Origin of the sequence: Chelativorans xinjiangensis (assembly GCF_009812055.1) — a bacterium.
Taxonomy (GTDB): domain Bacteria; phylum Pseudomonadota; class Alphaproteobacteria; order Rhizobiales; family Rhizobiaceae; genus Chelativorans; species Chelativorans xinjiangense.
On the sequence record NZ_WQNH01000003.1, the window covers coordinates 202,604 to 221,133 of the forward strand.

General features: G+C 66.2%; 17 protein-coding genes. 6 read left to right on the forward strand and 11 right to left on the reverse strand.

Annotation, left to right across the window (positions count from 1 at the left end):
• Positions 1–33: 33 nt before the first annotated feature.
• The 4 genes from thiB to GM910_RS04075 all read left to right on the forward strand — a co-directional run bounded on the left by thiB (position 34) and on the right by GM910_RS04075 (position 5,049).
• Positions 34–1,035: a thiamine ABC transporter substrate binding subunit gene (thiB, locus tag GM910_RS04060; RefSeq protein ID WP_159586234.1), complete on the forward strand. Its 1,002-nt coding sequence runs from the start codon at positions 34–36 to the stop codon at positions 1,033–1,035.
• Positions 1,011–2,648: a thiamine/thiamine pyrophosphate ABC transporter permease gene (thiP, locus tag GM910_RS04065; RefSeq protein ID WP_159586235.1), complete on the forward strand. Its 1,638-nt coding sequence runs from the start codon at positions 1,011–1,013 to the stop codon at positions 2,646–2,648. Before thiB ends, thiP begins: the two co-directional genes overlap by 25 nt.
• Positions 2,645–3,394, forward strand: a complete 750-nt coding sequence (gene thiQ / locus GM910_RS04070; RefSeq protein ID WP_159586236.1) for a thiamine ABC transporter ATP-binding protein — start codon at positions 2,645–2,647, stop codon at positions 3,392–3,394. The genes thiP and thiQ overlap by 4 nt, the downstream gene beginning before the upstream one ends.
• Before the next feature lie 260 nt (positions 3,395–3,654).
• On the forward strand, positions 3,655–5,049 hold the full coding sequence (locus GM910_RS04075; RefSeq protein ID WP_159586237.1) for a M48 family metalloprotease: 1,395 nt from the start codon (positions 3,655–3,657) through the stop codon (positions 5,047–5,049).
• A 69-nt stretch (positions 5,050–5,118) separates the two neighbouring features.
• Here the strand turns inward: GM910_RS04075 and GM910_RS04080 are convergent, their stop codons facing one another.
• The 7 genes from GM910_RS04080 to GM910_RS04110 all read right to left on the reverse strand — a co-directional run bounded on the left by GM910_RS04080 (position 5,119) and on the right by GM910_RS04110 (position 13,956).
• Positions 5,119–5,982 (reverse strand): RNA polymerase factor sigma-32, encoded by an 864-nt coding sequence (locus tag GM910_RS04080; protein WP_159586238.1) that lies wholly within the window; start codon positions 5,980–5,982, stop codon positions 5,119–5,121.
• Positions 5,983–6,400: 418 nt separating this feature from the next.
• Positions 6,401–6,973, reverse strand: coding sequence for a CarD family transcriptional regulator (locus GM910_RS04085; protein WP_159586239.1), 573 nt, complete (start codon positions 6,971–6,973; stop codon positions 6,401–6,403).
• Between the two features lie 361 nt (positions 6,974–7,334).
• Complete coding sequence (gene fdxA, locus GM910_RS04090) at positions 7,335–7,673, reverse strand: ferredoxin FdxA (protein ID WP_159586240.1); 339 nt, start codon at positions 7,671–7,673, stop codon at positions 7,335–7,337.
• 169 nt (positions 7,674–7,842) lie between these two features.
• On the reverse strand, positions 7,843–8,220 hold the full coding sequence (locus tag GM910_RS04095; RefSeq protein WP_159586241.1) for an RNA-binding S4 domain-containing protein: 378 nt from the start codon (positions 8,218–8,220) through the stop codon (positions 7,843–7,845).
• A gap of 14 nt (positions 8,221–8,234) precedes the next feature.
• Entirely contained in the window at positions 8,235–11,363 is a 3,129-nt protein-coding gene (locus GM910_RS04100) for a helicase-related protein (protein ID WP_159586242.1), read from the reverse strand.
• A 561-nt stretch (positions 11,364–11,924) separates the two neighbouring features.
• Positions 11,925–12,647, reverse strand: a complete 723-nt coding sequence (phbB, locus tag GM910_RS04105) for an acetoacetyl-CoA reductase (protein ID WP_159586243.1) — start codon at positions 12,645–12,647, stop codon at positions 11,925–11,927.
• Positions 12,648–12,774: 127 nt separating this feature from the next.
• On the reverse strand, positions 12,775–13,956 hold the full coding sequence (locus GM910_RS04110) for an acetyl-CoA C-acetyltransferase (protein WP_159586244.1): 1,182 nt from the start codon (positions 13,954–13,956) through the stop codon (positions 12,775–12,777).
• Positions 13,957–14,186: 230 nt separating this feature from the next.
• Here GM910_RS04110 and phaR point away from each other — a divergent pair, with 230 nt between their 5' ends.
• Positions 14,187–14,783 carry a polyhydroxyalkanoate synthesis repressor PhaR gene (gene phaR, locus GM910_RS04115; RefSeq protein WP_159586245.1) on the forward strand — a complete coding sequence of 199 codons (597 nt, stop codon included), beginning with the start codon at positions 14,187–14,189 and terminating at the stop codon, positions 14,781–14,783.
• Between the two features lie 103 nt (positions 14,784–14,886).
• On the opposite strand, the gene rpmF is transcribed toward phaR, so the two are convergent.
• The 3 genes from rpmF to mtgA form a co-directional block, all read right to left on the reverse strand.
• Positions 14,887–15,069 carry a 50S ribosomal protein L32 gene (rpmF, locus tag GM910_RS04120; RefSeq protein WP_159586246.1) on the reverse strand — a complete coding sequence of 61 codons (183 nt, stop codon included), beginning with the start codon at positions 15,067–15,069 and terminating at the stop codon, positions 14,887–14,889.
• Between the two features lie 161 nt (positions 15,070–15,230).
• Positions 15,231–15,638 (reverse strand): hypothetical protein, encoded by a 408-nt coding sequence (locus GM910_RS04125; RefSeq protein ID WP_159586247.1) that lies wholly within the window; start codon positions 15,636–15,638, stop codon positions 15,231–15,233.
• An 18-nt stretch (positions 15,639–15,656) separates the two neighbouring features.
• A complete protein-coding gene (gene mtgA, locus GM910_RS04130; protein ID WP_159586271.1) occupies positions 15,657–16,394 on the reverse strand; it encodes a monofunctional biosynthetic peptidoglycan transglycosylase in 738 nt (245 codons plus the stop codon).
• A 126-nt stretch (positions 16,395–16,520) separates the two neighbouring features.
• On the opposite strand from mtgA, the gene GM910_RS04135 reads away from it, so the two are divergent.
• Positions 16,521–17,435: a polyprenyl synthetase family protein gene (locus GM910_RS04135; RefSeq protein ID WP_159586272.1), complete on the forward strand. Its 915-nt coding sequence runs from the start codon at positions 16,521–16,523 to the stop codon at positions 17,433–17,435.
• Positions 17,436–17,527: 92 nt separating this feature from the next.
• Here GM910_RS04135 and GM910_RS04140 read toward each other — a convergent pair whose 3' ends face one another.
• Entirely contained in the window at positions 17,528–18,499 is a 972-nt protein-coding gene (locus GM910_RS04140) for a glycerophosphodiester phosphodiesterase family protein (RefSeq protein WP_159586248.1), read from the reverse strand.
• Positions 18,500–18,530 lie beyond the last annotated feature (31 nt).

An 18,530-nucleotide genomic window follows, 5' to 3' on the forward strand; every position in this document is an offset into this window, starting at 1 on the left:
TCATTCCCCTGGAACGAAAGAGAGGAGGCGCTGATGCGCTGGATTGTTGCAAGCTCGATATGCGCATTGGGCCTGGTTGCCGCTGGCGGCGCGCAAGCCCAGGAAAAGCTCACCGTCTACACCTATGAAAGCTTCACCGCCGACTGGGGCCCCGGCCCGGTGGTGGAAAAGGCGTTCGAGGCGGAATGCGGCTGCGACCTCGCGTTCGTTTCGGTGGCCGACGGGGTGGCGCTGCTCAACCGGGTGCGGCTCGAGGGCGAGGACACGCAAGCCGATATCGTGCTCGGCCTCGACACCAACCTTACCCATGAGGCGAAGGAGACGGAGCTGTTCGCACCGCACGGCATCGATCTTTCCAGGGTCGAGGTGCCGGGCGGCTTTTCCGACGACGTCTTCGTGCCCTACGACTACGGCTATTTCGCCTTCGTCTATGACACGCAAGCCCTCGACAGCCCGCCGCAGAGCCTGAAGGCGCTGGTGGAGGCGGACAGCGACCTGAAGATTGCCATCCAGGACCCGCGCACCTCCACGCCGGGGCTCGGCCTGCTCTTGTGGGTGAAGGCGGTCTATGGAGACGAGGCGGCCGAGGCCTGGGCGAAGCTGAAGGACAAGGTGCTGACGGTGACGCCGGGTTGGAGCGAATCCTATGGGCTGTTCACCGGCGGCGAAGTGCCGATGGTGCTGTCCTACACCACCTCGCCCGCCTATCACCGGATCGCCGAGGGGACCCAGCGCTACGCGGCCGCGGCCTTCGGGGAAGGGCACTATCTGCAAGTGGAGGTGGCGGCGAAGACGGTGAAGGGGGCGGACAATCCGCTTGCCGAAGAGTTCCTCGCCTTCATGACCGGCCCCCGCTTCCAGGACGCCATTCCCGAGACCAACTGGATGTTCCCGGCGGGAGAGACCTCCAAGCCGTTGAACCCGGTCTTCGATGAACTGGTGGAGCCGGCCGAGACGCTGCTCTTCTCCCCGCAGGAGGTGGCGGAGAACCGCAAGGCCTGGGTCGACGAGTGGCTGTCCGTGATGAGCCGGTGACGGCACGGCGACAGGGACAAGGCCGCATCACCGCCGGCGTGCTGGCGCTGGCGGCGATCGGCCTTCTCATCAGTGGGGCCTTTTTCGGGCTCGGGCAGGAAGCGCTGACGGCTTGGCGGAGCGCGCTTTCGGCGTTCGATCCCTATCTTTTGCGGGTGGCACGCTTCACGCTGTGGCAGGCGGCACTCTCGACGCTGCTTTCGGTTGCCCCGGCGACCCTGGTGGCGCGGGCGCTGGCCCGCCATCCGCGCTTCTTCGGGCGCGGCCTCATCCTGCAGCTTTTCGCCGTGCCCCTGGCGCTGCCGGCCATCGTCGCCGCCCTCGGCGTGCTGGCGCTCTATGGGCGGGCCGGCTATTTCGCGCCGCTGTTCTCCGTCCTGTCGGAAGAGCGCTGGCCGGGCATCTACGGTCTTTCCGGCATTCTGGTCGCCCACGTCTTCTTCAATCTACCGCTTGCCGCGCGCCTCTTCCTGGCCGCGCTTGAAAACGTGCCGGCGGACCAGTGGCGGCTTTCCGCGCAACTCGGCATGGGAGCCTTTTCCTCCTTCCGCTTCATAGAGTGGCCGGCCCTGCGCGCCGCCCTTCCCGGCGTGGCGGGGCTCGTCTTCATGCTGTGCGCCACCTCCTTCACCATCGTTCTGACGCTGGGCGGCGGACCGCGGGCGACGACGCTCGAGGTGGCGATCTACCAGGCGCTGCGCTTCGATTTCGACCCCGCGCGGGCCATTGCGCTGACGCTGGTGCAGGTGGCGCTGACGGGGGCGATCGTGCTGGCGCTCGCCCGCCTGGGCGCCGCCATGACGGGCGATGCGAGCCTGCCGGTGGCGCCGCGCCGGGCGCTGTTTCCCGGACGTGGGGAAAGGGGCCTCAACGCCGCCGTCATCCTCCTGGCGCTCGGCTTCGTGGCGGGGCCGATGGCGGCGACGGTGATTGCCGGGCTGCAGGCCGACCTTGGCCGCCTTGCCGGCGAGAACGCCGTATTTTCGGCGACGGCGACGAGCCTCGTGCTTTCCGCCCTCGCCGCCCTTCTGTGCCTGCTTCTGTCCCTATCGCTGGTAATGGCGCGCCGCGCGCTGGAGCTTGCCCGCGCGGCCCCAGTGCCGGGCCTTCTCGAACGCATGAGCGACACCGGCGCGGCGATGGTGCTGATCGTGCCGCCGATCGTCATCGGCGCCGGCTGGTTCATCCTGCTGCGGCATTTCGGCGACGTCTTCGCCTTCGCGCCGGTGATGGTGGTGACGGTGAACGCCGTCATGGCGATGCCCTTTGCCATGCGCGCCGTGCGGCCCGCCTACGACGCAGCGAGCGCACGGCATGAGAAACTGTGCGCCGCGCTTGGCATTTCCGGCTGGAACCGGCTTCGCCTCGTCGACTGGCCGGCGCTGAGGAAGCCGGCCGCGACCGCTTTCGCCTTCGCCATGGCGCTGTCGCTCGGCGACCTCGGCGTCATCGCGCTGTTCGGCAGCGACCGGGTGCAGACGCTGCCTTATCTGCTGTTGCAGCGCATGGGCAGCTACCGCACCGCGGATGCCGCCGGCATCGCGCTTTTCCTGGGGCTATTGTGCCTTGGGCTGATGTTCGCCGCCACGCGCTGGGGTAAGGGAAGGGGATGACGCGGCATGACGATCCCGGCGGCGCCGCCATCCGGCTGGAAGGCCTGCGCTTCGCCTATCCCGGCGGGGCGGCGATGCGCTTCGACCTCAAGATCGGCGCCTCGGACATCGTGGCGCTGATGGGGCCGAGCGGCTCCGGCAAGTCGACGCTTTTGAACCTGATCGCCGGGTTCGAGGCGCCCGATACCGGCCGGGTGCTGATCGGCGGCGAGGACGTGACCCACCTGCCGCCGCACCGGCGCCCGGTCTCGATGGTGTTCCAGGAAAACAACCTCTTCGCCCACCTCACCGTGGCGCAGAATGTCGGGCTCGGCCGCTCGGCGGGCTTGCGCCTTTCCAAGGCCGACCAGATGGCGATCACGGACGCCCTCGCCCGCACCGGGCTTGCCGGCAAGGAAGAACGGCTGCCGCACGCGCTTTCCGGCGGTGAGCGGCAGCGCGTGGCGCTGGCGCGGGTGCTGGTGCGCGAGCGGCCGGTGCTTTTGCTCGACGAGCCCTTCGCCTCGCTGGGCCCGGCCCTACGCGACGAGATGCTGGACCTGATCGCCGCGCTTCACCGCGGGCAGGCAATGACGATCCTCATGGCCACCCACGACCCGCGCGACGCCGAGCGCCTGTCGAAGACGCTGATCTTCCTGGAAAACGGCGCCATCGCCGGTGTGGGGGCGACGACGGATTTCCTTTCGGGCAGAAGAGGATCGGCGGCCTTTGACCGCTATCTGGGCGCGCGGAAGGCGCCGGAATAGGCGGAGGCCATTGCCCAGCCCGAATTTGCCATTATTTACCGTCACAGGCGAAGCCCCCTACGTGCTGATTCTTGTCTTCGACGGAAGACTGTGGCTAGGTCCGCAAGGAGGCGGCACACCGCCGAACGAGCTGTCGAAAGGATATCGCGCTGCTTCACCGGAAGGTCACGAGAACGGCGACGGGCCGCACGCGGGGCACCTCCCTGCGCCGGGTGCTTTTTGCCGGACTCCTGACGGCGGGGCTGGGCGGGTGCCAGGCGATGGAGTTCACCGAGGCGGGCTTCGTTCCCTCCTCCAATCCGGTGACCGTCGACACGGTCACACGCGGCGACCGGCTGGCCAACATCGCCCGCCGCCAGCACCCGAAGATCCTGCAGACCTATGGCGGCGAGTATTCCGACCCCAAGCTGGAGCGCACGCTTGCGCGGGTGGTGGGCAAGCTGACGCTGGATCCGGACAACCCCTCGCAGGCCTACCGCATCGCCATTCTGGACTCACCCAATATCAATGCCTTCGCGCTTCCCGGCGGCTATCTTTACGTGTCGCGCGGGCTCCTGGCACTGGCCAACGATTCGGCCGAGGTGGCCGCCGTTCTGGCGCACGAGATGGCGCATGTGACGGCCAACCACGGGCTGGAGCGCCAAAAAAGGGAAGCCGAGGCGAATCTTACGAATCGCGTGGTCGACGAGGTGGTGAGCTCCGACGTCAATGCCCGGGCCGCCGCCCTGCGCGGCAAGCTGCTGCTCGCCCAGTTCTCCCGCAACCAGGAGCTGGAGGCCGACAGGATCGGCATCCGCTCGATCGGCCGCGCCGGCTACGACCCCTATGCGGCGTCGCGCTTCCTTCGCTCCATGGACGCCTATCAGAGTTTCCGTGACGTCAGCGGCACCGGCGAATCCTCGCTCGATTTCCTGGCTAGCCACCCGAACACGCCGCGCCGCATCGAGCTGGCGCAGGAGCATGCACGGCAGTTCGGCGCGCCGGGCACCGGTGCCCGCGACCGTGAGGCCTATCTCCAGGGCATCGACGGCATGGTGTACGGCGACAAGCCGGACGAGGGCTACGTACGCGGGCGTGACTTCCTGCACCCCACCCTCGGCGTTGCCCTTTCGGTGCCCGAAGGATTCATGATCGACAATTCCACCGGTGAGGTGACGGCCAAGGGCCCGGACGACCTCGCCTTCCGCTTCGACGGCACTACGGTCTCTCGCGGCACCACGCTGAAGGACTACCTGCAGGGCGACTGGCTGAGCGGGCTGGACCCGAGTTCCATACGCGAGACCAGCATCAATGGTCGCGAGGCCGCCACTGCCCGCGCCTATACGGACGAATGGCAGTTCGACGTGACGGTGATCCGCGTCGGCGAGCAGGTCTACCGCCTGCTGACCGTCGCGCCGCTGGACAGCGACCGGCTGGACGCCGTGGCGCGCACCATCGCCGACAGCTTCCGCGTGCTGGACAAGGCGGAGATCGCCGCGCTCAAGCCGCTCAGGGTGCGCGTGGAGACGGTGGGAGCCGGCGACACCGTGGCCACCTTCGCCAACCGGATGAGGGGCGTTGACCGCAAGTTGGAGCTATTCCGCATGCTTAACGGGCTCGGCCCCGGTTCGGCCCTGTCGGTCGGCGACAAGGTGAAGATCGTCACGGATCGATAGGTGGATAGAGCACCCTGCGTCCGTTCGGGCGCTACACAAGGACGCTCTAAGTCTTTGTATCTACGCGTCTCAACCGACCTGCGCGGCGATCTCGGGGTGCCGTTTCACCAATGCGGTGCGCAGCTTTTCCAAGGCGCGCGATTCGATCTGGCGCACGCGCTCCTTGGAGATGCCGAGCGTGGCGCCCAGTGCCTCCAGCGTGGCGCCCTCCTCCGAAAGCCGCCTTTCGCGCAGGATCGTCAGTTCGCGCCCGTTGAGGGTCTCCAGCGCCTGGTTGAGCCATTGCGCACGGCGCTCGCCGTCGATCGTCTCGCGCGCCAGTTCGTCGGGCGAGGGGTCGTTGCAGATCAGGAACTCGATGCGCTCGGAGGCAAGATCGTTATCGCTTTTCAGCGGCGCATTGAGCGAGGTGTCGGAGCCGGCCAGTCGCGCGTCCATCAGCGCCACGTCGTCCTCCGAAACCCGCAGCGCCAGCGCCACCTCGCGGTAGATCTCCTCGGGTGGCGTAGCGCCGCCGGCTTTCTGAAGCTTGGCTCTCAGCCGCCGAAGATTGAAGAACAGCGCCTTCTGGGCGGAACTCGTGCCACCGCGTACGATGGACCAGTTGCGCAGGATGTAGTCCTGCATGGAGGCTCGGATCCACCAGGTAGCATAGGTCGAGAAGCGCACCTCACGCGACGGGTCGAAGCGCGCGGCCGCCTCGAGCAGGCCGACATGCCCTTCCTGGATGAGGTCGCTCATCGACAGGCCGAAATTGCGGAAACGGCTTGCCATTGAGATGACGAGCCGCATATGCGCTATGGTCATCCGGTGAAGCGCCTTCTGGTCCTGGCATTCCTTCCATCGGACGGCAAGCGCGTGCTCTTCCTCGCGCGCCAGGTAGGGCGCCTTCATGGCTGCCTTAACAAGCCTTCGCCCAGCGCTCTGCTGCATCTTCCTAAGCGCTCCTGCGGTCTCCGATGATGGCCGGCTGCAACAGCCCATTCCCGCACCCGGCCCGCACCCAGTTAAGCTCGTGTAGAATAACCCAAGTGGAAGGCAAAAGTTCCAACGGCACGAAACAGTGATTATGAAGTGAACTGCCTTCCCGAGACGGGATATGCAGTTTGAAAGGCTTATGCGGAGCCCGGCGTCGGCCTTTATGTTTGACCGCTGGTGGCGCGTCGATGTTCAGGCATGGATCCTCGGGTCAAGCCCGAGGATCCATGCCTGAACGGTCCCGATAGACAAAATGGTCAAAGCGAAGGGCCGCCCTCCGTCTGCTAAAAAAGTAGCCGGAAAATTAAAAAGGCCCAACCGCAAAGCGGCCGGGCCTGGTATTCAAATCGGCGATGCCGTGAAAGAAAGAAGCTTACGCAGCCTCTTCCTTCTCCGTCTCCTCGTTGTCGGCCTTGGCGCCACGGCGCGGACCCTTGGCGAGGTTCACCTCGATCAGGCGAACGGCTTCGGTCTCCGAGACCCGGTTGACGGCGGCGATCTCGCGCGCCATGCGGTCGAGCGCGGCCTCGTAGAGCTGACGCTCGGAATAGGACTGCTCCGGCTGGTTTTCGGCGCGGTAGAGGTCGCGCACCACCTCGGAGATGGAGATCAAGTCGCCGGAGTTGATCTTGGCGTCATACTCCTGCGCCCGGCGCGACCACATGGTGCGCTTGACGCGGGCACGGCCCTGCACGACCTTGAGTGCACGGTCCACGTAATCCGTCTCCGAAAGCTTGCGCATGCCGATCGAGGTCGCCTTGGCGACCGGCACCTTGAGGCGCATCTTGTCCTTCTGGAAATCGATCACGAACAGCTCCAGCTTGTGCCCGGCCACCTCCTGGTCCTCGATCGTCACGATCTGTCCGACCCCGTGCGCGGGGTAGACGATGTATTCACCCGTCTTGAACCCCTGCCGTTGTGCCGACTTCTTCTGCTGGTTTGCCATACGCTTAAACACTCCTGTTCTCGATAGGGCGGAGTACGCCCGCGCCCGCCCGTGCTGAAGGCCGGTTCGCAATTGAAAGGCGCTGGAGGAGATGGTTTCCGGGCGACCCTGCTGCTGCTCACGCACGTCGCCATGGCCAAGTAGCCTTGGCCCGGATGTGAAACCCCACCTTTCAGTGATTATTTCGTCTGCGCCATCAAAAGACGTATTGTCACCGGCATGTTGAAAAAAAGTAACACAAAAAGCTGAAAGAATCAACTATTTGCTGCATGTGCACAGTCGCAGCCGGTGGGCGATCCCCAGCCGGTCTTTCGCTTGCGACATGGTGACGCGGCGCTGATTGCGGCCGCGCGGCCCGTTTCTAATCGCCTTCACCGGGCTCGGGCGAGAAGTATTTCTCGAACTTGCCTTCGACGCCGTCGAACTCCTCGGCGTCTGCCGGCGGCTCTTTCTTGGCTGTGATATTTGGCCATTTGTCGGCATATTCGGTATTGATCTGCAGCCATTTGTCGAGCCCCGGCTCGGTGTCGGGTTTGATCGCTTCGGCGGGACACTCGGGCTCGCACACACCGCAGTCGATGCACTCGTCCGGGTGGATAACGAGCATGTTCTCGCCCTCGTAGAAGCAATCGACCGGGCACACCTCGATGCAATCCATATACTTGCACTTGATGCAGTTGTCGGTCACGACGTAGGTCATTTCGGGCTCTCGGGTCGTCTATGGCGTCGGCGCGTGAGGTAGACCCTTTACAGGGCCGTGGCAAGGGTCGCCATTCCCCTGCCGAAGGTCGCGGGGGAACAGCTTTCCCCGGCGCGTGGGAGGAGACAGGCAAGGCGCCAAACGGCAGGCGTCTCGCGCCCCCAATCGCTCACCCCTCGCCCTTCCAATCATCAAGCTCTCGCCTTTCCTTCTTCGTCGGGCGGCCGGCGCCGCGTTCGCGCAGCGGCTGCAGCGCAGAGGCTGCCGCCGGCGGGGCGGGGGGCGTGAGGTCTTCGTAGAGAAGGCGGGCTTCGGCTGCCGGCCCGCGCCGCTCACCGGCCTCGAGGATGCGGTAGATCAGGATGCGGCGGTCGAGCGTGATTGTCAGCACGTCGCCCGGCCGCACCAGGTACGAGGCCTGGTCGATCTTGTTGCGGTTGACGCGCACGCGGCCCGCCTGGGCAAGCCTGGCGGCGAGCGAGCGCGACTTGACCACACGCGCGAAGAACAGCCACTTGTCGATGCGCTGGCGTCCTTCGGCGGTCACGGGTGGCGCGGTCCCTACTTGGTGAGTTGGTCCCTGAGGGCGGCGAGCTTGGCGAAGGGCGAATCGGGATCGACCTTCGCCGGGCGGTCGCCGCGTGGCGGCCGGTTGTCGGGCGGGCCTTTTCGCTGGCCGTCCTTACCCTTGCGCGGCCCCTTGCGCTGGCCCTCGTCGGCGTGGCGCGGGCGGCCCTTGCCGCGCGCCTGACGGTCGCCGTCCTGCTTGTCGCGACCGCGCGGCGGGTGGCGCCGCTCGGTGCGCGCCTGCCGCCAGACGGTGACGGGCTTCGGCACTTCCTCGGCGTCTGCATCCGCGGATGCCTCGCCGGCTTCGACCTCCACGGGCTGTGCAGGCCCCTCGCCGCTGGCAAGGCCTTCCGCCTCGCCGGCCGGCGCGACGGTCTGCTCCGGCTGCGTGGCCACGGCCTCGTTCTCGACAGCGGAGCCATCCGGCGATGGCGCCTCCACGGGCGCCGTCTCCGTCGTCCGCTGCGATTCAGCAGCAGGGTCGAGCGCGGCGGTCTCTCCCTCGCGCTCCGCCGGTTCTTCCGCGGCAGTCTCTTCCCCGCTCTCGGCCGGTGTCTCCTCCGCCCGTTTTTCCTCGGCAGGTGCCGCAGCCGCTTCCTTTGCCACCATCTCGGCCTCGGCGCTCCGGTCCAGCGTTTCGAGCCTTGCCGTCACCTCTTCAGCCGGCTTCGCATCGCCGCGATAGCCGAGCCCCTTGAGGATGGCTTCCATGTCCTCGGCGGTCGCGCCCAGGATCGACATCATGGCGGGAGTGACGACGAAGGCGCCGCTGTCATAGGCGCCGTCGGGCCGCTTGCCGGTCCCCGGTCTCCAGTTGACCGCCGGGCGGATGAGGTCGGCCAGCCGCTCCAGGATGTCGACACGCACTGCCCGGCGGCCGAGATTGCGGAAGCCGGCGAGGCGGTAGAAGGCGCGCTCGAAGCCGGGCTCGGTGACGATGGAGGTGCGGCCGGCAGCAAGCGCCCCCACCACGTCTCCGTAGCCGGACTTGTCCCTTGCATCGTTCTTGAGCGCCCAAAGAAGCGTCGAGAGCCCGGCCGGCCCCGGCTTGATGAGGGCGGGCACGAAGACGTGGTAGGCGCCGAAGCGCACGCCGAGCCTTCTCAGCGCCGCCCGCGCCTCCTGATCGAGCGAACGCACCTCCTCGGCCACGTCGCGGCGGTTCAAAAGGCCGAAATTCTCCGCCAGCTGGAAGGCAAGCCCACGTGCGATGCCGCTCAGCATCTCGGCATTCTTCAGGTCGAGAAGCGGCTTTAGCTGGCTTTCGATCTGGAAATTGACGAAGCGCTCGGCACGCGCCGCCACCTTGTCGCGTGCCGGCCCGGTGAGCTGCTCGTCGGCGAGCAGTATCACGCGCGGCCTCAGGGCGTCGTCGCCCGCCGCCAATGTGGCCACCGGCGCGCCGAGCCAGCGCAGGATTCCGTCGGAGCCGAGCGCCAGGTCGCCGTTGGGTGCCGCGGCGAAGCGTTCGGCGCGGGTCTCGAACTCCGCAGCAAGCGCCTTCTGCGCCGCCGTCTTGACGGCGCGGGCGTCCTCACCCTCCGCGCTTTTATCGGCGGTGAAGCGGAATCCCTGCATCTCGCCCACGTGGTGGCCTTCGACCAGGACATCGCCGGCGGGGCTGATTTCTGCTTCGGGCATTGCATTCTCTCTCAAGCGCTTCATGAGCACGGAAGTCCTGCGGTCAACGAAACGTTTCGTCAATCGTTCATGCAGGGCATCCGACAGCCTGTCCTCGATCTCGCGTGTTTTTTCCTGCCAGTGTGTCGGATCGGACAACCAGCCAGGACGGTGAGAAACGAAGGTCCAGGTGCGAATCTGGGCGATTCGTGCCGACAGCGCGTCGATTTCGCCCTCGGTGGAAGAGGCGCGGCGCACCTGGTCGGCCAGATAGTCCTCGTCCACATGGCCGCTGCGGGCGAGATCCGTGAAGATGGCGCCGACCAGCTCCGCATGCTGGGCAGGCGCGATCTTGCGGTAATCGGGCAACGCGCAGGCATCCCACAGAAGCGCCACCTCGTTGCGCCTGGCGGCAAGCGCACAGATATTCTCGTCCTTCGACAGGTGATCGAGCACGCGCAAATCCGCCGCCGGCAGCGCCCGCGTCAGGCCCTCGGCCGGCGGCGCGGCCTCGAGCGAGGTCTTCAGCGCGTCGATGCTGGAGAGATCGACGTCGGCCGAGCGCCATTGCAGCATCTTCACCGGCTCGAACTGGTGCGTCTCGATGCGCTCGATCAGGGCGTCCGCGAAGGGATCCACCCTGCCGGTGACGCCGAAGGTGCCGTCGCGCACGTGGCGGCCGGCGCGGCCGGCGATCTGCGCGAGCTCTGCCGCCGAGAGGTCGCGGTTCTGGAAGCCGTCGAACTTGCGGTTCTGGGCGAAGGCCACGTGGTCGACGTCGAGGTTGAGCCCCATGCCGATGGCGTCGGTGGCGACGAGGTAATCGACGTCGCCCGACTGGTAGAGCGCGACCTGGGCATTGCGCGTGCGCGGGGAAAGCGCACCCAGAACGATGGCCGCACCGCCGCGCTGGCGGCGGATGAGCTCGCCGATGGCATAGACCTCGTCGGCCGAGAAGGCGACGACGGCAGAGCGGCGCGGCAGGCGCGTGATCTTCTTCGAGCCCGCGTAAGTGAGCACCGACATGCGCGGGCGCGTGACGACGGAGATGCCTCTCAAAAGCCTCTCCAGGATGCCGCGCATGGTGGCCGCGCCCAGAAGCAGGGTCTCCTGCCGGCCGCGCAGGTGGAGGATGCGGTCGGTGAAGATGTGGCCGCGCTCAAGGTCGCCGGCAAGCTGCACCTCGTCGATGGCGACGAAGGCGGCGTCGGTCTGGCGCGGCATCGCCTCAACCGTGCACACGGAGTAGCGCGCGCCAGGAGGCACGATCTTCTCCTCGCCGGTGATCAGCGCCACGTTCCGCTCGCCGACGCGGCTCGCCACGCGGCCGTAGACCTCGCGCGCCAGGAGGCGCAGCGGCAGGCCGATGAGGCCGGACTCGTGCGCCACCATCCGCTCGATGGCCAGATGCGTCTTGCCGGTGTTGGTGGGTCCCAGAACCGCCGTCACGCCGCGCCCGTCGAGGACGGCAGGTTCGCTGTACTTTGGCTGAATGTTCATCCGCAGCCTGATCTCGCATGCGTGGTGCGGAAGCGCAAAGCCCCCGCTACCGCCGCAGACATATAGGAAGTGACCCGGGGAGCGAAAGGCAAAAAACGCTCCCGATTAATCTTTGGAACGAGTCTGGAACGAATCGGCGACGAATCACCGACCTGACGATGTTCTCTGTTTGTACACCACAATATATGGGGCTCCAAGCGTCGCTCACAGCCACATCGTGAATCGCTGTTCCGGCGCTCTGCACGATTCCGCTGCCGCACGTTAACTTTTGCCCTTCCGTTCGATGCCGGCGCGGTGCCACTATAGCGAAGCTTCAGATTTCATTAATGTTTCCAAAGCCTTCGTTAACGGCTTCGTGCCCTCGGAACGGCTCGCCGTTAACGTTCCGGCCAAACCCGGAACGAAACGGCGACGAATCAGCTATCGGAGAATATTCCCCTTTCGTTCCACACAAGATGTTGTGTCTTCAATAGCTTGTCGACCGACGCTCCACAGGATTCCCACAGGTGGGCCCGCGGGGCTGTTAACAGTTTCGTCTCGTTATGGGGCACATGCGCCTATTCAGGCGATGTACTGCCCGCCATTGGCCGTCAGCGTTGAGCCGGTGATGAAGCCGGCCTCGTCGGAGGCGAGGAAGACGACGCAGCGGGCGATCTCCGCCGCCTCGCCCAGCCGGCCGACGGGGATCTGGGCGATAATCTTCTCGCGCACCGCCTCCGGCACGGCCATCACCATATCGGTGGCGATGTAGCCGGGGCAGATGGCGTTGACGGTGATGCCGGTGCGCGCGCCTTCCTGCGCCAGCGCCTTGGTGAAGCCGAGATCGCCGGCCTTGGCGGCCGAATAGTTCGCCTGGCCCATCTGGCCCTTCTGGCCGTTGATGGAGGAGATGGTGATGACGCGGCCGAACTGGCGCTCGCGCATGCCGGACCACAGCGGGTGCGTCATGTTGAAGACGCCGGACAGATTGGTGTCGATGACCTCGCGCCATTGCTCGGGCGTCATCTTGTGGAACATGGCGTCGCGGGTGATGCCGGCGTTGTTCACCAGCACGTCGACGGGCCCCAACTCAGCCTCCACCTGGGCGATGCCGGCCGCGCAAGCCCCGTAATCGGCCACCGACCACCGAAAAGCGGGAATGCCCGTCTCCTCGGTAAAGCGCTTCGCCGCCTCCTCGTTGCCGGCATAGTTTGCAGCGACCTTGTAGCCCGCTTCCTTCAGTCCCACCGAAATGGCCGCACCGATGCCGCGGGTGCCACCGGTCACGAGTGCCGTTCTGGACATGTGTCTCCTCCCAATATGGCACTGATAAATGGTGAATAGTGAATGGTGAATAGAATCGCTTCAATCGCGCGAGTTTCTATTCGCCACCACAAATCTATTCACCATTCACCATTCACTATTCACCCTCTCACCGCTCCACGCACAGCGCCACGCCCATGCCTCCTCCGATGCACAGCGTGGCGAGGCCCTTCTTCGCGCCGCGGCGGCGCATCTCATAGAGAAGCGTGTTGAGCACGCGAGCGCCGGAGGCACCGATGGGGTGGCCGATGGCGATGGCGCCGCCGTTCACGTTCACGATCTCCGGATTCCAGCCCATGTCCTTGTTGACCGCGCAGGCCTGCGCGGCGAAGGCCTCGTTGGCCTCCACCAGATCGAGATCCTCGACGCGCCAGCCGGCCTTCTCCAGCGCCCGGCGGGAAGCCGGAATGGGGCCGGTGCCCATCACCGCCGGGTCGACGCCGGCGGTCGCCCAGGAGGCGATGCGCGCCAGCGGCTCGACGCCGCGGCGGGCGGCCTCCTCCTCGCTCATCAGGACGACGCCGGCCGCACCATCGTTGATGCCGGATGCGTTGCCGGCGGTCACGGTGCCTTCTTTGTCGAAGGCGGGGCGCAGCTTCTGCATGTTCTCGAGTGTGGCGCCGTGACGGATATACTCGTCGTCCTCGACGACGATGTCGCCCTTGCGCGTCTTGACGGTGACAGCCGCGATCTCGTCCTTGAAGCGGCCCGCCTTCTGGGCGGCCTCGGCCTTGTTCTGCGAGGCGAGCGCGAAGGCGTCCTGCTCTTCACGGGTGATCTGGAAAGCGCGGGCGACGTTCTCAGCGGTGATCCCCATGTGGTAGCCGTTGAAGGCATCCCACAGGCCGTCGCGTATCATGGTGTCGACCATGGCGTAGTCGCCCATCTTCACGCCGCCGCGCAGGTGCGCGCAGTGCGGCGACAGCGACATGGATTCCTGGCCACCGGCGACGATGACGCTCGCGTCGCCGCAGGCGATCTGCTGCATGCCGATGGCGACCGCCCTGAGGCCGGAGCCGCACACCTGGTTAATGCCCCAGGCCGTCGTCTCCTTGGGCAGGCCGGCGGCGACTGCGGCCTGGCGTGCCGGGTTCTGGCCCTGACCGGCCGTCAGCACCTGGCCGAGGATGACCTCGTCGACTTCCCCTCCCTCCACCTTCGCACGCTCAAGGAGGGAGCGGATGACCACGGCGCCGAGCTCGTGCGCGGGCGTTTGGGCAAAGGACCCGCTGAACGCACCCACGGGCGTGCGCGCCGCGCTGGCGACGACGATGGCGTTGGAAGACGGCATGGCTCACTCCCTACTTGGCGATGATCACTGCATAACTGCTTTTGTTGCGTTCATTCGGCAGCGCGTCAAGCGCACGCTGCCTCCACGATCGGTGAAAATGCGGCGCGCGCGAAATTGCGTTCGCGCTTGCAGCGAAAACCGCTTTCAATTGCCGCACTCTTTCGCATATCCTGCCTGCCAAGCGGGACCGTGAGGATCCGCTGTGAAGTAGCGCAGGGGGAGGTCTGCGAATGCCTGGAAAAGATGATCCGGTGGTTATCAAGAAATATGCCAACCGCCGCCTCTACAACACCGGCACCAGCACTTACGTGACGTTGGAGGACTTGGCCGAGATGGTCAAGCGCGACGAGGATTTCGTGGTGCAGGATGCCAAGACGGGCGATGACATCACCCATTCCGTTCTGACCCAGATCATCTTCGAGCTGGAGAACGACAAGAACGGGCAGAACATGCTGCCCATCTCCTTCCTGCGCCAGCTCATCTCGTTTTACGGGGATCAGATGCAGATGGTGGTGCCGAGCTTCCTTGAGCAGTCCATGCTGGCCTTCGCCAAGGAGCAGGAGCGCCTGCGCGAACAGATGACGCAGGCCTTCGGCAAGACGCCGATGGGCGACATGATGCAGATGAACGCGCCCATGAAGATGGTCGAGGAGCAGACGCGGCGCAACATCGAGATGTTCCAACAGGCCATGCGCATGTTCTCGCCGACGCCACCCGGCGGCTCCAACGGGCCGCGCGAGGAGGCCGGCGAGGCGGGCGACCTGAAGGAGCTGCGCGAGCAGGTGGCGGCCATGCAGCGCAAGATCGACTCGATGTCGAAGGATTAACAACTTCCGGGTCGAAGGATTAACCCGCGTTAACGCGCCGCCAAAAAAGGGAAAGGCCGGCGCTAGGCCGGCCCTTCCACATGTTGCCTGAGATCCGAAAAGCTTACGCTTCTTTCGGTTCCAGTACCTGACGGCCACGATACATGCCCGTCTTCAGGTCTATGTGATGCGGGCGGCGCAACTCGCCCGAATCCTTGTCCTCGACATAGGTCGGCTTCTTGAGCGCATCGGCCGCGCGGCGCATGCCACGCTTCGACGGCGACGTCTTTCTTTTAGGTACAGCCATTGTGCTCTCCGCTATTCGGTCAACTGCTCTTGTGGCCCCGCTCGTTCAGGGGCCTTGCAATGCGGCCGTGCAATTTGGAATTCGCGCCGCCTATACACGGCAATCGACCCTTTGGCCAGTGGGGCGCGGCGATTTTTTGCGCCGGCGCCGAGCAAACCGGCTCAATCCTCGCTTTCGGCGCGTATGGCGTAGCGGTCGACGAGCGCCGGATGGATGAGCTTCGCGTGCAGCATGAGAAGGACGGTTTCGGCATCCCGGCCCTCCCCCGCCTCCAGGGCCGTCTCCATGCGCCGCGTGGCCGCGGCGAGACGCGCCTCGCCGTTTTCGTGGGCGAAGAGTTCGCCGCCGAGCGCACAGAAGGCCATCAGCTCGCCCACGGAAGGATAGGCCGCAGGAGGCGGCTCCGGCGTCTCTTCGCTCGTCATCAAGCCGACGGCTGCAAGTTTCACGCCCTCGGGCACCTGGGCGGGGTGGAGGCCCGCATCCCGCAGCGCCTCGTCCAGCCGGCGCATGTCCTCAGAGCGCCCGAAAATGCCGAAGAAGCCGATGGAGGAGCCGCGTTTTACCATACCGTACCTCCGCCGCGCTCAGTCGAGGCAGCCGACATAGGCGCCAGCCCTTGCAGCGCGCCTTTCGATGATTGAGGCCAGCCTGCCCAGCCCCGCAGACGGTCTTGCCGGGTTACGCCCGACGGGATTGGGCAGAGTGACCGCCAGAAGCGCCGCCTGCCGCGCCGACAGGTCCCTGGCCGGGCGGCCGAAATGGTATTGGGAAGCGGCCTCCACACCATAGATATTCGGGCCCCATTCAGCGATGTTGAGATAGATCTCCATGATGCGCCGCTTCGGCACCACCGCATCGAAATAGAGCGCCAGCGGCGCCTCCATGACCTTGCGCACGTAGGAGCGGCCGGACCACAGGAAAAGGTTCTTCACCGTCTGCATGGGGATCGTCGAGGCCCCACGCGGGCGCTCGCCGGAAAGCGCATCGCTGACGACCGTATTGAGCGCCCCCCAATCGACACCGGAATGGGCACAGAACTGCCCATCCTCCGACATCATGACGGCGTGCGCGACGGCGGTACCCATATCCTCGAGCGGCATCCAGCGGCGGTCATAGCCCTGCAGCGTCACTAAGTCGGCCAGCATCAGGGTCGACACCGGATGCACCCACGAAACGCGGTAAAGGAGCGTGAGGCCGAACGGCAGCAGCGCGAGGATGACGAGAGCGGCGACAAGCCGGCGCAACCATGCCCTGCCCCACCGGCGCGCGCGCGACCGCTTCCGCCGGCGCCCGCCAGCCGGCCGTCTTTCCCCTTTCACCATCGGCGCCGGCAAGTTCTTCTCCCAATCGGCTTCCCGCCTTCGAATACCGGCCATGGATGAGGCTGGCAACGGGGAATGGGCACCCCGCCCTTGACCACGGCGACGAATAGCGCCATCGCTCCCGCCATGGAAGACGCGACACCCCCCTTCGAGGCCCTGCTTGCGCTGAACGCCGAAGCCGTGGAGGCCATGCTGCGCCGCCTGCTCGACGCGCGCCCGCGCGAAGGAGAGATCGTGCGGCCGGCGCGCCTGATGGCGGCCATGCGGCACGGCGTGCTGAACGGCGGAAAAAGGCTGAGACCCTTCCTGCTTGTCGAAAGCGCCCGCCTCTTCGACGCCGAGGGTGAGGCGGCGCTGCGCGTGGCCGCCGCGCTCGAGTGCGTGCACTGCTATTCGCTCGTCCACGACGACCTGCCGGCCATGGACGACGACGATCTGCGCCGCGGCCAGCCGACGGTGCACCGCGCCTTCGACGAAGCGATGGCGATCCTCGCCGGCGACAGCCTGTTGACCTACGCCTTCGACATCATCGCCGGCGAAGAGACGGAGTTGCCCGCCACGACCAAGCTCGACCTCGTGGCGCGGCTGGCGCGGGCGGCCGGCGCCGGCGGCATGGCCGGGGGCCAGGCGCTCGACCTCGCCGCGGAGCGCGAGCCGCCCGGCGAGGAAGGCATCGTCGAGCTGCAGGCGATGAAGACCGGTGCCCTCATCCGCTTCGCCTGCGAGGCGGGCGCGGTGATCGGCGGCGCGAGCGAGATCGAGCGCGAGCGGCTTTCCGCCTTTGGCGCGGCCGTCGGCCTCGCCTTCCAGCTTGCCGACGACCTTCTCGACCTGACGGCAAGCCCGGAAGCCATGGGCAAGGCCACGGGCAAGGACGCGGCGGCCGGCAAGGCGACGCTGGCCGGCCTCAACGGCGAGGACTGGGCGCGCCGGCAGCTTTCGGGCCTCGTCGCGCAAGCCGAGGAGCTGCTGGAGCCCTTCGGCGAAAAGGCCGCCGTGCTGTGCCAAGCAGCGCGCTTCGTCGCCGAGCGAGAACGGTGAGGCGCACCCCCTTCCATCATAGACGATTCACGTGTGGGTTCATGTGCGCCTGAGGACTACTCTTGGGGGAAGGGGTAATGCAGCGCGCGGCTTCAGTTGGCCTTCAGCATGGGGCCGACCGTTTCGATGCGGTTGGTCCACACGTAGCCGCCGAAATGCTCCGGCACCCGCGCGAGATCCTCGACCGTGTCGATGCCGGATGTCCCCGCGTCCTCACCCGAATAGGGGCCTATAAGGATGATCTCGCTGCCGTTCGCCGCCATGCGCGCATGGAAGCGGTCGGGCCAGCCCCACATCAGCCAGGCATAGTTGACCGGCACCATCACATAGGTGTTGCGGCAGGCTTCGGGCACGTGGCCCGTCCAGCCGAGCGCCAGATAGCGCATGAGGCAATCCTTCATCGCGCCGGCGCCGAACCCCTTGAGGCCATCGACCAGCATCACCGCGCGGTCCGTCGGCGCGTCGCCGCCATAGACGCCCCACACACGGCCGCGCCAGTCGGGCCGGTCGGCGAGCATTGCCGCCAGCATGTCGCCCTCGCGCGCCTCGCGGCTTTTGTAGTTGATCAGGAAACGCCCGTCGGGAAAGGCCTCGAAAACCTCATCAAGCGACGGCATCAAGCCGACGCCCTTGCCGCGCAGGGGATGGGTGGCGCCGCCGTCGGCCGTGTAGCCGTAGCCGACATCGAGTGTCTTCAGGAAAACCATGTCGTGCTCGCGCGTCACGCCGGCGCCGTCGGTCCGGCAATCGAGCGTCCAGTCGTGGATCACCGCGAACTTTCCGTCGGTCGTCGGGTGCACGTCGATCTCCACCACAGCCGCCCCGGCCGCGAACGCCGCCCGCATCGAGGGAACGGTGTTCTCGATGAAATCGTGCTCCGGCGGGAAGATGCGCGTTGCCGTGCAAGTGTCGTTCTGGATGCCGGCACTGTCGAAGGTCTGGTGCACGCCGCGGTGGGCGATCAGCCTCACCGCCTGGTCCGCCGGCCGCGCCGCCAGCCAGGACGCGTTCCAGAGATAGATGGCGGCCACGATGACGAAGAGGCCGATCAGAAATTTCCGCATTGCGAATCTCCTGCCTCGAAACGAGGGGAGA